The 13688-nt window shown below is 68.5% G+C and carries 8 protein-coding genes and 2 pseudogenes; 2 read left to right on the top strand and 8 right to left on the bottom strand.

Translation table 11 applies throughout. The features are described from left to right. Together GJ693_RS08835 and GJ693_RS08830 are read right to left on the bottom strand one after the other, a co-directional pair. Window positions 1-1395 (bottom strand): annotated as a pseudogene (locus GJ693_RS08835) (hypothetical protein); the annotation flags it as partial. Continuing rightward, on the bottom strand, window positions 1392-3098 hold the full coding sequence (locus GJ693_RS08830; protein ID WP_235902759.1) for an Hsp70 family protein: 1707 nt from the start codon (window positions 3096-3098) through the stop codon (window positions 1392-1394). The pseudogene GJ693_RS08835 and the gene GJ693_RS08830, both read right to left, overlap by 4 nt. 128 nt (window positions 3099-3226) lie before the next feature. On the opposite strand from GJ693_RS08830, the gene GJ693_RS08825 reads away from it, so the two are divergent. Then, on the top strand, window positions 3227-4657 hold the full coding sequence (locus GJ693_RS08825) for a hypothetical protein (RefSeq protein WP_156255943.1): 1431 nt from the start codon (window positions 3227-3229) through the stop codon (window positions 4655-4657). Here the strand turns inward: GJ693_RS08825 and GJ693_RS08820 are convergent. Next, window positions 4638-5531: a response regulator gene (locus GJ693_RS08820; RefSeq protein WP_156255942.1), complete on the bottom strand. Its 894-nt coding sequence runs from the start codon at window positions 5529-5531 to the stop codon at window positions 4638-4640. The genes GJ693_RS08825 and GJ693_RS08820 overlap by 20 nt on opposite strands. Continuing rightward, window positions 5528-6985 (bottom strand): hybrid sensor histidine kinase/response regulator, encoded by a 1458-nt coding sequence (locus GJ693_RS08815; RefSeq protein WP_156255941.1) that lies wholly within the window; start codon window positions 6983-6985, stop codon window positions 5528-5530. Before GJ693_RS08815 ends, GJ693_RS08820 begins: the two co-directional genes overlap by 4 nt. 149 nt (window positions 6986-7134) lie before the next feature. Between GJ693_RS08815 and GJ693_RS08810 the strand changes: the two genes are divergently transcribed. After that, window positions 7135-8676 carry an amidase gene (locus tag GJ693_RS08810; protein WP_156255940.1) on the top strand — a complete coding sequence of 514 codons (1542 nt, stop codon included), beginning with the start codon at window positions 7135-7137 and terminating at the stop codon, window positions 8674-8676. Window positions 8677-8682: 6 nt separating this feature from the next. Here GJ693_RS08810 and GJ693_RS08805 read toward each other — a convergent pair whose 3' ends face one another. The 4 genes and pseudogenes from GJ693_RS08805 to GJ693_RS08790 all read right to left on the bottom strand — a co-directional run. After that, window positions 8683-9312 (bottom strand): response regulator, encoded by a 630-nt coding sequence (locus GJ693_RS08805; protein WP_156255939.1) that lies wholly within the window; start codon window positions 9310-9312, stop codon window positions 8683-8685. A gap of 259 nt (window positions 9313-9571) precedes the next feature. After that, on the bottom strand, window positions 9572-10846 hold the full coding sequence (locus GJ693_RS08800; protein ID WP_156255938.1) for a sugar MFS transporter: 1275 nt from the start codon (window positions 10844-10846) through the stop codon (window positions 9572-9574). A gap of 20 nt (window positions 10847-10866) precedes the next feature. After that, complete coding sequence (locus GJ693_RS08795; protein ID WP_156255937.1) at window positions 10867-13260, bottom strand: glycoside hydrolase family 3 protein; 2394 nt, start codon at window positions 13258-13260, stop codon at window positions 10867-10869. 124 nt (window positions 13261-13384) lie between these two features. After that, a pseudogene (locus GJ693_RS08790) lies at window positions 13385-13688 on the bottom strand (MFS transporter); the annotation flags it as partial.

Here is a 13688-nt window from a genome sequence, read left to right as displayed (position 1 = left end):
CAGCGAACCCACCCCGGCCGCTTCCGCCACCGGCAGCCACACGGCGCGCGCGCCCAAAAAGCGCTCGGCCATCCAGGCCAGGGCATCGCCGGCCTGCCACCACGCCCCGGCCAGCGCCGCACAGGCCAGCACCCGCACGGGCGCGCTGGCATCATCGCCATTGCCGCCGATCAGCAGCAGCAGGAACAGCCAGGCCGGCTGGCTGCGGATCAGGCCGGGGAAGAATTCGCGCCACGATGGCGGCTCCAGCCGGTCGATCACCAGCAGCATCCACACGATCGCCGCCAGCACCGGCAGCAGAAACAGCGGAGTCAGCGCTGGCACCGCCGGCCACAACGCCGCCAGCAGTGGCAGCGCGACCACCGCCAGCGGCCAGTGCGAATAATGCCATTCCGGCCGGTCCCAATCATCCTGCAGCCGTTGCCGGCCGCGCAGCACGGCGAGCAGCCCCAACGGCGCCGCCCAGGCCAACAGGCCGACGACACGCTGCACCGGCTCCGGCCAGCCCGACGCCTCGAGCAGCCCGACCAGCACCACCGCCGCCAGCGGCAGCATGGTGAAGATCATCCACAGCCGCAGTCGGGCCTGGCTGTGCCAGTCCCGCCAGGCCGCCACCGCCTCGCCATCAAGCCAGTCGAGGATGCCGGGCATCGGCCCGTCCGCCAGGCCCAGGATGGCGCGCGTCTGCGCAGGCGCGGCCGAGAACAGTGCGCCCAATTTGAGCAGCCAGCGCGGCCCCGGCGGTTTCGTGAGCGCCATGTAGCCGATGTGCAATTCGGCATGCGGTCGGGCGATGCGGGCGACAAACTCGCCTTCCTCGCGCCGGCGCAGCAGCGCGGCGATGCTGGGCGGGGTGCGGTCGCGCGGCAGGTCCTCCCAGCCGAACTGGTCGATTGCCGGCACCACCAGCGGGTCGCTGGCTGGCAGGCTGCTGGCGATCAGCCCGGCCAGCCAGTTCTCGACACCGGCGCGGGCGGCGACGCCATCCAGCGCCGGTGCCGCCAGCAGCGCCAAGAAGGCGGCGCGCTGTCCGTCCGGCCCGGCGGCGATAGCGGCAATCAGTGCTTCCTGCCGGTCGAGCAGATCATCCCGTTCAGCCGCCAGCTGCGGGTCTTCGCAGGGTGCTTCGACCGGCACTGGCGGGGCATCCTCCGCCGGCGGCGGCTCGGCAACATCGACGACCGCCGGCGCGTCATCGTCATCCGCCTCCTCCTCATCCCCCCACTGCTGGCGCCACTGCAGCTGGTTCAGCGCCGCATCATGGGCCGCGCGCAGCTGCATGAAGCCTTCCGGATCATCTTCCGGGTTGGTGGACTTCAGCAGGCGGGCATAGGCGCGGCGAATCTCGGCGCGATCGGCGCCGGGCTTCAGGCCCAGGACCTGCCACGGATTCACAGCCAGCCCGGTCCTTCGAGCTGGTCGAGCGCGGCCATCAATTGTTCGCGGGCCTGATCGGCGGTGCGCACATCCTGGGTGGCGAGCGCGGCCTGGAAGCCATGGATCAGCCGGCCGATCTCGTCACGTTCAAAGCCCAGGGCATTTTCCCACAGCCGCTCGGCGCGGGCCAGTGCGGTGCGGTTGGCCTCGGCATCGCGCGGGTGCTGTTTCAGCGCGGCCAGCGCGGCGCGGCGGCGCTCCAGCTCCTTCGGGCTGATCTGGTCTTCCGGGTCGGCAATGACGAGATTGTGCGCTTCGGAGGTAGCAAGCACCTTCACATCGACTTCGAGCAGGCCATTGATGTCGTAGGAAAAGCGCACCTCGATCGGCTGGCCGGCCGGTCCGCGCGGCATCGGCACCTTCAACTCGCCGATGCGCACATTTTCCGCCACCCGCCGCGCCTCGCCCTGGTAGATGCCCAGCACGATGTCGCGCTGGTTGGGCTGCATCGTCTCGTAGATATTGACCCGGCTGACCGGCACCGTGGTGTTGCGTTCGATGATGGGGGAGAAAATCCCGGTCTCGATGGCGCCGCCGGGCAACCGCTCGGCAATGTCCACGCCCAGCGAATAGGGGCAGACATCGGTGAGCACGACCTCCTTCAGCGCCGCGTCGCGCGCCTTCAGCCCGGCCTGCACGGCCGCGCCCAGCGCCACGGCTTCATCGGGGTTGATGGTGGAATTGGGGAAGCGCGCGAACATGCGGGCAACCGTGCGGCGCACCACCGGCATGCGGGTGGCGCCGCCGATCAGGATGATTTCCGACAGGCTGTCGGGCGCGATATCGGCATCGCGCAGGGCGCGCAGCACCGGCGTCTTCAGCCGGTCCAGCAGCGGTGCCGCCGCGGCCTCGAACTGTTCGGCAGACACATTGTGCCGCCACATCTGGCCCTGCCATTGCAGCTCCATCGCTGCCTCGCTGGTGCTGGTCAGCGTTCGGCGGGCGCGTTCGGCGGCTTCGTTCAGCTTGGCGGCCAGCTGCCGATCGCTGCGGGCCGCGCTGTCGAGCGCCTTGTCGGACGCGGCCATCAGCCCGGCCAGCACGGCGTTGAAATCCTCCCCGCCGAGCCGGTTGTCACCCGTGGAGGCGCGCACCTCGATCACGCCTTCGAAGATTTCCAGCACCGACACGTCAAATGTGCCGCCGCCCAGATCGAACACCAGGAAGCGTGTCTCGCCTTCCAGCTGGTGGATGCCATAGGCGAGCGCGGCCGCGGTCGGCTCGTTGATCAGCCGCTCCACCTTGAAGCCGGCCAGTTCCCCCGCCCGGCGTGTGGCCTTGCGCTGCTTGTCGTTGAAATAGGCCGGCACGGTGATCACCGCTTCGGTCACCGCCGCGCCCAGATGCGCCTCGGCATCTTCCTTCAGGCTGCGGAGCACCATGGCGGAGAGTTCCTCGGCGCCATAATCCGTCTTGCCGAGCGTGATGCGGTGCTGGGTGCCCATGTAGCGCTTGAAGGCGGTGGCGGTGAGGTTGGCGTGGCTGGCCATGCGCTCGCGCGCCGGGCGGCCGACCAGCAGCTTGCCATCATCATCCAGGCCCACCGCGGATGGGGTGAGCGTTTCGCCCAGCCGGTTGGGGATCAGCCGCGCTTCGCCATCGGCCCAATATGCCGCCGCGCTGTTGGTGGTGCCAAGATCGATGCCGATGATCATGGCCATGGCATAGCCGGCCAGGGCGCGCCTGCCAAATGGCTGTTTGTGCAATATGCCCCGCCAGTTGCAGGGCGCGCCAAAGCGCCATACCAATCGCTGCGCACCGCCGCTTGGCGGCCCTGCAGGACGATGCTGTGACCGACACTTCCCCCGCTTCCCGCCCCGGCTGGCCGGCGCTGATCGCGCCGGCCGCAGGCGCCATCTGGGCAGCGGCGACCCTGTTCAACCCGGCCCTGTTCAACGATCAGGACACCAATTGGCACCTTGCCACCGGGCAATTGATCCTGCGCAGCCACGCCATCCCCAGCGTCGATCCCTTTTCCTGGCCCGCCGCCGGCCGGCCGTGGGTGACGCACGAATGGCTGTCGGAAGTGCTGATGGCGCTGATGTACCAGGCCGGCGGCTGGGCCGGGCTGGCGCTGCTGACCGCGACCACGCTCGCCGTGGTGCTGACCATCATCGCCATCCGCGCCGGCCAGAGCCTGGCGCCGCAGCGGGCGCTGCTTGCCACGATCATCGTTGCGGCTGCGCTGGCGCCGACCACGCTGATCAGGCCGCACATGCTGGCCTTTGCCCTGCTCACTGGCTGGACGGCGCTGCTGATCGACGCGCGGCGGCGCGATGGCGTGCCGCCGTGGTGGAGCCTGCTGCTGCTGATCCTGTGGGTCAACATGCACGCCAGCTGGATCCTTGGCTTTGGCCTGGCCGGTGCCTTCGGGCTGGAGGCGCTGTTGCTGAGCCCGGATCGCGGCCGCGCCTTCCGGTCATGGCTGGGCTTCGGCCTCGCCTGCCTCGCCGTCACCCTCATCAACCCGCAGGGCCTGGTCGCCTGGACCTATCCGTTCGAGGTCAGTTCGATGACGGCGCTGCACATCATCGGCGAATGGCGGCCGATGGACCCGCGCCGCGACGTGCTTCACCTGGCCAGCATTGCCATCGTCACGTTTGCTGCGGCGCGGCTGTATCGCCACATTGGCGCGGTGCGCTTGCTGCTGCTCGCCGGGCTGATGTGGATGGCGGTGCAGCATATCCGCCACCTGTCCCCCTTCGTGCTGGTCGCCAGCCTGGTGCTGCTCGACGCGATCCGGTCTCGGCCGGGCTGGGCCCCGGCGACGCCACCGCGGGCGCGCCCGGCGGTGCTGGTGGCGGCGGTGGTGATGCTGGCCAGCATCGGCGCGCGTATCGCCATCCCGCTGAACCGGGAGGACAACACCGCCAACCCTATGACCGCGCTGGCCGCCGTGCCGCCGGCGATCCGGGCGCTGCCAGTGATCAACTTTTATGATTATGGCGGCGTGCTGATCCTCAACGGCATCCGCCCCTATGTTGACGGGCGCGCCGACATGTATGGCGACGCCCATATGCTGGAATATGAGCAGGTGCTGCACGGCAACGTCGCCGCCTTCGCCCGCGCCACGGCTGATCGCAAGGTGGGCTGGCTGCTCGTCCACCCGACCAACCGCCTGCTGCCGGTCGCCGAAAAGGCCGGCTGGAAGCGGATTTATGGCGATGAATGGGCGGTGGTGCTGGTGCGGCCCGATCTCGTCAGTGCGCCAGCGTCTTGACGGCGGCGGCAGCGGCAGAGGCGCGGTTCTCGATCCCCATCTTCTCGAAAATCTGTTCGAGATGCTTGTTCACGGTGCGCGGGGAAATGCCGAGGATTTCCGAAATCTCGCGGTTGGCCTTGCCGCGGCTGATCCACAGCAGCACCTCGGCCTCGCGCTCGGTCAGGGCGTGGCGCTGGGCCAGCAATTTCTCGTCGGCGCCTTCCAGCGTTTCGGTGACACGATAATGGCGTTCCTCGCCCTTCACCGCCACCACGGCGAATTCGACCCGGCCGCCGGGGAAATCCTGCTTCACCCGTGCCTCACCCTGGGCCAGACGCTGCAACTGGCCGGCCAGGGCCGGCGGCAGGCGATCGCCGACGCCGGCGCCAAAACGCGTGAGCAGGATGCCGGCGCTCTTCGGCGTCGTCCACAGGATGCGGCCTTCCCCATCCAGCGCCACCAGCGGCCGGTTGCTGGCATCGAGCGCCCCCTTGGCGCCGGCGGCGATGCGGGCATTGCCGAGATGCACCTTCAGCCGCGCCAGCAGTTCGGCCAGCACGATCGGCTTCTTCACATAATCGACGCCGCCGGCAGCCAAGCCATCGACGACATTCTCGGTTTCCGACAGCCCGGTCATGAAGATCACCGGCACGGAGGCCAGCGCCGGATCGGCCTTGATCCGCCGCGTGGTCTCGAACCCGTCGATGCCGGGCATCATCGCGTCCATCAGCACCAGGTCGGGCAGTTCGGCGGCCAGGCTGTCGAGCGCGGCCTGGCCATCGCGGGCAATGCGCACGGCATAGCCCTCGCCTTCCAGCGTGTCGGTGAGGAAGCGCAGGCTGTCCGGCGCATCATCGACCACCAGGATGGTGGCGTGCGTGGTGTCGGTCATGGCGTCTTCTCCCCCGGAACCGCTTCCGGCTGCTGTTCGGCCAGCAGCTTCTGGAAGGCGGCTATATCATATTCGTCAAGCGCGGCGGTGAGGCGGGCCACCAGCGGGCCGGCATCGGGCACCGCGTCGGCCAGTGCAGCCAGCGCGCCCGTCAGACCGCGGACATGGCCGGTGCGGGCCAGCCGCGCCAGCTCGACCAGATGGGCGCGGGCAGCGTCGGGCAGCCGGGCCAGCGCCGCCGGGCGAGCTGGGCCGGCTTCATAGGTCCAGATCAGGCCGAGCTGGCGGCCGAGCATCTCCAGCAGCATTTGCTGATCGAGCGGCTTGAGCACGAAGCCATCATGGACATCGCCGGCCGGTACGCCAACCAGTTCGGCGGCATTGCCCGACACCATCAGGATGATGATCTCGCGCCCGAAGCGTTCCCGCAGCCGCCGCGCCACTTCCCAGCCATTGAGGCCGGGCATCGACACGTCGAGCAGCACCAGATCGGGCCGACCAAGCTCGGCCAATGAGAGACCGGCGCCGCCGGAGCCCGCAACAAACAGGTTGAAGCCGATCGGCCGCAGCAGTTCCTGCCACAGCGCCAGCTGGCCGGGGTCATCGTCGATGGCCAGGATGGTGCGGCGGCGGCCTTCATAGCCAATCGGGAGCCCGCGCGCCTGTTCTTCGGGCGGGGTGGCGTTGGGCTGCGGCAGCAGCAGTTTCAGCATGAAGCGGCTGCCCTGGCCGGCCTCACTCTTCACCGAGATGTCGCCGCCCATGATCTGCGCCAGCATGCGCGACAGGGCGAGGCCGAGGCCAATGCCCGGCGCCACGCCGGCCGCGCGGCCGCCACCGCGATCAAAGGGCAGGAAGATGCGCTCGGCATCCTCTGGCGCGATGCCGATGCCGGTATCGGCAATCTCGAACTCCGCCACCATCGAGCGATAGCGGACATTGAGTGTCACACTGCCGGTCTCGGTATATTTGATGGCGTTGGACAAGAGGTTGATCAGCACCTGGCGCAGGCGGCGCTCATCGGCCAGCACCCAGGTCGGCAGGGTGGGGGCGGCGGCAAAGACGAAATCCAGGCCCTTGTTGCCGGCCTCGATGCGGAACATGGCGGCAACCTGTTCGAGCAGGGCGCGCAGGGCGACCGTCTCGCGGTTCAGCTTCATCACGCCCGATTCGATGCGGCTGATGTCGAGCAGCCCTTCAACGAGGTCGGCCAGATGCTCGGAACTGCGGCGGATGATGCGCCCGGCTTCGGCCGGCGCAATGGCGGCGCCGCGTTCCAGCAACTGGGCATAGCCGTGAATGGCGTTCAAGGGCGTGCGAATCTCGTGGGAGAGGCCCATCAGGAAGCGCGTCTTGGCCTGGTTGGCGGCTTCGGCAACCGCGCGCGCCTGTTCCAGCGCCGCCAGACGGGCCGCGGGATCGGCATCAGCCGGGAATGGGCCGGCTGCATTCACCGCCCAGCGCCCTCCACTTTGTCACTTCGCAAGCCCGCGTTCCCTCTCATTTCGCATGTGCAGCATAGACTAGTGAAATGTGCCGCAGTTGCAAATCATGCCACGGGTGGCAAGAGCAGGGCGTTAAACATTGGCAACAGGGGGAAATCATGCGGGTACGGTCGAAGATGCTGGTGGCGAGCGGGTTGATGCTGCAGGCGGCGATGGCCTGTGCGCAGCCCGTCGGCGTGGCTGAGGCCAACACCGCCGCCGCGCTCACCCGCATCAAGGCGCTGAATCCCAAGCTCAACGCCGTGATCGCCGTGGACCCGACCGCGCTGGACCAGGCCAAGGCGCTTGACCGCCAGCGCAAGGCGCGCGGGCCCCTTTATGGCCTGCCAATCCTGGTGAAGGACAATGTCGACATGGCCGGGCCCTTGCCCACCACCGCCGGCAGCCTGGCGCTGAAGGACAATGTGACCGGCCGCGATGCACCCTTCCTCGCCAGGCTGCGCGCCGCCGGTGCGATTCCGGTGGGCAAGACCAACCTTTCGGAATGGGCGAATATCCGCGCCGATGCCTCGATCTCGGGCTGGAGCGCGGTTGGCGGCCAGACCCGCAACCCGCACGCGCTGTCGCGCAACACCTGCGGCTCGTCGTCGGGCAGCGGCGCGGCCGTGGCGGCGCAGATGGTCGATGCCGCGATCGGTACTGAGACCGATGGCAGCATCACCTGCCCGGCGGCGATGAACGGCATCGTCGGCATCAAGCCGACCGTCGGCCTGGTCAGCCGCACTCACGTCGTGCCGATCAGCCACAGCCAGGATACGGCCGGCCCGATGACGCGCGACGTGCTGACCGCGGCGCGCCTCTTGACCGTCATGGCCGGCAGCGACCCCGCCGATCCGGCGACGAAAGAGGCCGACGCGCGCAAGCAGGATTATGTCACCGCGCTGAAGCCCGACGCGCTGATGGGCGCCCGCATCGGCGTGCTGCGCTGGGCCACCGGCTGGCACGCCGGGGTGGATGCCCGTTTTGCAGCGGCGCTGGCGGTGCTGAAGGCGCAGGGCGCGGAACTGGTCGACATCACCACGGCGCCGAACCGCCGCGAGATCGGGCCGAATGAATTCACCGTGCTGCTGACCGAGCTGAAGGCCGACATGGCGGCCTATCTGGCCAGCACCCCGGCCAATGTGAAGCCGCGCACGCTGGCCGACCTGATCGCCTTCAACAAGGCCAACGCCGCCGCCGAGATGGGTCTGTTTGGCCAGGAGACGTTCGAACAGGCGGAAAAGACCAAGGGCCTGACCGACCCCGATTATCTGAAGGCCCGCGAGACCTCGCTGCGCCTGGCCGGCAAGGAGGGCATCGACAAGATGCTCGCCGACGCGCACGTGGAGGTGCTGGTGGCCCCGACAACGGCACCGGCCTGGTTCATCGATTCGGTCAATGCCGACCAGTCGCCCGGCGGCGGCGCCGGCGGGTTGGCGGCGGTCGCGGGCTATCCCCACCTCACCGTGCCGATGGGCGGCGTGCGTGGGCTGCCGGTGGGCCTGTCGTTCATTGGCCCGGCCTGGAGCGAGGCGCGGCTGCTGGCGCTGGGCTATGCCTTCGAGAAGGCCGCGCCGGACATGAAGCTGACGCCCACGATGGTGCAGACGGTGGAAGAAAGCCCCGAGGTGCAGAAACTGTTTGCGCCGGCGGCGCGCTGAGGGGCCTCAGGCGGCGATGCGCGGCACGTCGAGCAGGTCGCGTGCCAGCATCGCCATCTCGACCCGGTTGGAAACGCCCAGCCGCTCATAGACACGGTGCAGCGTGACCTTCACATTGCCTTCGGTCATGCCCAGGCGCTGGCCGATGTCGCGGTTGCGCATGCCTTCGACCACCAGCCGCACGATCGCCAGCTCGCGCTGCGACAGCCGGCCGAGCGGGCCGTGGTTGGCTGGATCGCTGGCCGCCATCGCCTGATCGAACAGGGTGGGATCCATCCAGCGCTGGCCGCGCAGCACCTGTTCGATGCACAGCACCAGTTGCGCCGGCGTGCTGCCCTTCAGCACCAGGCCCGACACATCGAGGGCGAGCGCCTCGCGCAGCGACGGCGTGTCGATGGCGCTGGTCAACAGGATCACCGGGCGCCGGTCGCCGCGCTTGCGCAGTGCGCGCAGCACGTCGAGCCCGGAGCCGCCGGGCATGCGCAGATCAAGCAGGAAAAGATCGCCCTCGCCGGCCGCCAGGGCGCCTTCACCCGTGCCGGCACGCGCCGCGATGACATGGCCCGCGCCGGTGAGCACGGATTCAATGCCCGACAACATGATGGGATGATCGTCTGCGATGATGATGCTGGCCATGACCCGCAGTCCCCTTACACCTGACACGCCTCGCGATGGGGGGTGGCCCATGGCCGCCACTCATCGTGTCAAGGGAACCGACTGCATTGCCGCCGACAGCGATCGCCTGCAGGCGCACCGCTGCCTTGGCCCCGGACCCAAGGAAAAACGCATCCCCATGCGCTCACCTGCCGGAGCAATTTGAAACCCTCGCCTGCAGATATTGGCACCTTTCGTGCCATTCGCCAAGACGTTGGTTAGCAATTATCCTGACAAAGTCTTAAGCAGCGCGCAGCGTGAAGCGACCAAAGCCGGCAATCACCGCATAACAGATCGCCGGCAGCGCCAGGCCGATGGCGATGCTGCCGCTGGCATCCACGATCAGCCCGGTGAACAGCGGCACCACGGCGCCGCCGACGATGGCGACGTTGATGATGCCCGAGCCATCGGCGCTGCGCCCGCCGAGCCCTTCGCAGGCCAGGCTGAAGATGGTCGGGAACATGATGGCATTCATCAGGCCGACCGCCAGCAGGCTGTAGCCGGCCACCGTCCCGCTGGTCTGGGTGGCGACGCCGATCAACACGATGGCGCCCACCGCCACCAGCGCCAGCAGCTTGCCCGGCGTCACCAGCCGCAACAGCGCCGAGCCGAGGAAGCGGCCGACCATCGCGCCGCCCCAGTAGAGCCCGATCAGCTTGCCCGCCGCTTCGCCGTGCAGGTCGAGGACATGGGCCTGGCCGAGCCACGACACGATCAGCGAACCGATCGACACTTCAGCACCGACATAGAGGAAGATGCACAGCGCCCCGAAGCCAAAGCGCGGCCGGCCGAGCAGATCGAGCCCGGCCAGGCCGCTGCTGGCTTCATGCTTCTCGCCCACCAGGCTGTTGCGGAACAGCCAGACGACGCTGGCCACCACGGCCAACGCCACCGCAAGGCCGATATAGCCATTCACGATCGCCTGGCTTTCCGCGGTGCGATAGGCGTCGAGCGCAGCGCCGGTCAGCTGCCCGGCCGACTGGGTGGCGAGCGTGCCGAGGATCAGGATGGCGCCGAAATAGGGAAAGATCGTCGTGCCCAGCGAGTTGAAGGCCTGGGCGAAGGTCAATCGGCTGTGGGTGGTCTCCGGCTTGCCCAGCAGCGAGATCAGCGGATTGGCGACGACCTGGACGATCACCACGCCGCTGGCCAGCACGAACAGCGCGGCCAGGAACAGCGGATAGGCCGCGGTCTGGCTGGCCGGGATGAACAACAGGCAGCCGGTCATCATCAGTAGCAGACCCGCGACGGCACCGCGCATGTAGCCCACCTTCTGCACCAGTCGCGCCCCCGGAATGCCGATCACCGCATAGGCGGCAAAGAAGCAGACCTGCACCAGCATGGCCTGGGTGTAGCTGAGGGTGAACAGCTCCTTCAGCTTGGGAATGATGACGTCGTTGAGGCTGGTGATGCCGCCGAAGATGAAGAACAGCGCAAACACGAACGGCTGCAGGCGCGGCGCGTCGATATGGTTGCCCGTTGCGGGCGCCGCGCTTGCCGATCCGGATGGGGCCATTTCGATCTCCGTTCAGGTCGTCAGTGCGCTGTTGGCGGGCAGGCCGGCATCGGAATGAGCTGGCCCAATCGGGCGGTGCGCAAAGTGATGGCAAAACCGCGCGGCGCCGCCAAGCGCAAAGCGGTGCCGACATGGGCGAGATCGCCGCCGGCCGCCGCAAAGCATTTGAGCGGAATGGTGAGCGTGGTGATGCTGCCAACGCCAGCCCGCACGGCGCCCGAAATATCGAGCACACCGCCGCCCAGCGCCAGCGTCACCGTCCCGGCCGGTGCCGCATCGATGCGCCAATCCAGCATCAGCGAGATATCGCCGTTGGACTGGCGGGTGAGGGCGACCGGCGGGCCATCAATGGCAATGGCGCCGGGCCCGTTCCAGCGGAACTCGCGGGCATCTTCCTGCGCCGACAGATCGACGGCGCGCGCGGTCACACTGCTGTCCAGCCCCAGCCGCCACGGGCTCGGCACCTTGCCGCGCACCAGGTAACGGTCTTCATTGGCCAGCGCGGCCAGATCGGCGCGCGGATCGGTGTTGGCCGGGCCAACGGTCACCAGCGCCTTGTAATCGAGGCCATAGCCGACCGGGAACAGCGGCTGCTTCACTGGCGAGCGGGCATCGTCGGGCCAGGCGAAGGGCAGGCGCCCGGTGAAATCGCGCGCCGGCTTGCCATCGCGGCCGGCCACCAGCACGTCGGCCACGCCCTCGCCCTGCGAGCCCGGCAGCCAGGCGGCGACAAAGGCATCAGACGCGTTCATCAGTTGCGGCACGAACAACGGCCGGCCCGACAGGAAGACGGAGACGATCTTGACGCCTTTCGCCTTCAATCGGGCAATCAGCGCGTCCTCGCCCGACAGCGCGCGGAAGGCAAGGTCGGGCACATCACCCTGGAACTCGGCATAGGGCTGCTCGCCATAGACGACGATGGCGACATCGGGCGCGTTGGCGCTGGTCGCGTCGGCGGCGATCACGGCATCGCCGCCGGCCGCCTTCACCGCCGCCGCGATGGCGCGGCCGATGGTGTTGCCCTTGGGGAAATCGGCCGGGCTGGTGTCGGTGCCCTGCCAGGTGATGGTCCAGCCGCCGGTCTGCATCGCCATGTCGTCGGCGCCGGGCCCGGTGATCAGCACGCGCGCGCCGGGCCGCACCGGCAGCACGCCGCCATTGTTCTTCAGCAGCACCAGCGATTTGGCCACCGCTTCGCGGGCCACGGCGAGATGCGCCGGCGCGCCGATCTGCTTGAGGTCCGTGCGCTCGACCGGCGGCGTGTCGAGCAGGCCCAGCTTGGCCTTGACGCGCAGGATGCGGCGCACGGCGTCATCGACGCGCGCCATCGGGATGGCGCCGCGCTGGACATGGCGCACGGTCGAATCAAACAGGCCCTTCCAGCTGTCGGGCGCCATGGCGAGATCGAGCCCGGCGTTGAAGGTGAGCGGGCAATCGGTGACAGTGCAGCCCGGCAACTGGCCGTGGCCGTTCCAGTCGCCCACCACCAGCCCGGCAAAGCCCATCCGGCCTTTCAGCACGTCGGTGAGCAGATAATGATTGCCGTGCGCCTTGGTGCCGTTCCAGCTGGAGAAACTGGCCATCACCGAAAGCGCGCCGGCCTCGATCGCCGGGACATAGCCGGCGGCGTGCCTGGCCACCAGATCGGCCTCGCTGATGACGGCGTCGCCCTGGTCCTTGCCGCCTTCGGTGCCGCCATCGGCGATGAAATGCTTGGCGGTGGCCGCGACCTTGTCCTTCGGCAACGCCTGGCCTGCGCCGAGTGCGCCCTGCAGGCCCAGCGTCATCGCCCGGCCATAGGCGCTGACGATGGCGGGATCGGCGCTATAGCCTTCATAGCTGCGGCCCCAGCGCAGATCCTGCGGCATGGCGAGCGTCGGCGCGAAGGTCCAGTCAATGCCGCTGCCCGACAGTTCGGCGGCGGTGGCGGCCCCGATGCGGGTGATCAGATCGGGATCATGCGCGGCGCCCAGCCCGATATTGTGCGGAAAGATGGTGGCGCCCGGCACGTTGCTGTGGCCGTGCACGGCGTCGACGCCGAACAGGATCGGGATGCCGGCGCCGGCCTTGCCCGACGCGGCGCGATATTCGCCAACCAGCTTTGCCCAGGTCGCCGCATCGGCGCGTTCATTGCCATAGGGGCCACTGTTGCCGCCGGCCAGGATCGAGCCGAGCGGATAGGCCTTCAGATCCTTCGGCCTCACCGAGGTGATGTCGCCCTGGATCATCTGGCCAATTTTCTGGCGCAGCGTCATGCGCTGCATGATCGCCGTGATGCGCGCTTCGGTGACGGGATCGGTAAGCGCCGCTGGGCTGCGCGTCGCCGGCCAGGCCTGCGGATCGGCCAGCGCGGATGTTGCCAGATTGCTGCTTGCCAGCAGGACGAGGCTGATCAGCCACCGCGCCTTCACCATCACCACTCCCCTGCCCCCCGGAACCGTGTTGCCGCTGCTTGCGGTCTTGCACCGACCGGTCTCTTATCCGTGTGAACGTTCTCAAGATTTGGCATGGAAACGCCGGCGAATCAAGGGCGAAGGCTCAGCCACGGCGGGCCAGACGCGCCAGGATGAGAGCGCCGAGCAGGCACAGGCCGGCCAACGCCACGAACAGCCCGGAAAAGCCGAAGCGCGGTACCATGCCCAGCGTGAGCCACGGCATGATCAGTGACGGAATCGTGTTGGTGAGGTTGAACAACCCGAGGTCGCGACCGCGGCGGTCGGGCCGGGCGAGCACGCGCAGGGTCTGCGCGCTGTGGAGCGCCAGGAACACGGCCGAGGCGAGCGCGAACAGCGCGAAGGCGGCCACCGCCTGAGCGAGGGTCATCGCCGCCGCCATCGCCGCC

This window comes from Sandarakinorhabdus oryzae, assembly GCF_009733735.1.
In the GTDB taxonomy this organism is placed as follows: domain Bacteria; phylum Pseudomonadota; class Alphaproteobacteria; order Sphingomonadales; family Sphingomonadaceae; genus Sandarakinorhabdus; species Sandarakinorhabdus oryzae.
Note: the sequence above shows the minus strand (reverse complement) of the source record. Positions and strands in the feature narration are given on the sequence as shown.

Bases quoted from the DNA above. Each gene is read 5' to 3' on its own strand.
- GJ693_RS08810 (WP_156255940.1), top strand. From the start codon at position 7,135: ATGCGGGTACGGTCGAAGATGCTGGTGGCGAGCGGGTTGATGCTGCAG.
- GJ693_RS08805 (WP_156255939.1), bottom strand. From the start codon at position 9,312: ATGGCCAGCATCATCATCGCAGACGATCATCCCATCATGTTGTCGGGC.
- GJ693_RS08795 (WP_156255937.1), bottom strand. From the start codon at position 13,260: ATGGTGAAGGCGCGGTGGCTGATCAGCCTCGTCCTGCTGGCAAGCAGC.
- GJ693_RS08830 (WP_235902759.1), bottom strand. From the start codon at position 3,098: ATGGCCATGATCATCGGCATCGATCTTGGCACCACCAACAGCGCGGCG.
- GJ693_RS08800 (WP_156255938.1), bottom strand. From the start codon at position 10,846: ATGGCCCCATCCGGATCGGCAAGCGCGGCGCCCGCAACGGGCAACCAT.
- GJ693_RS08820 (WP_156255942.1), bottom strand. From the start codon at position 5,531: ATGACCGACACCACGCACGCCACCATCCTGGTGGTCGATGATGCGCCG.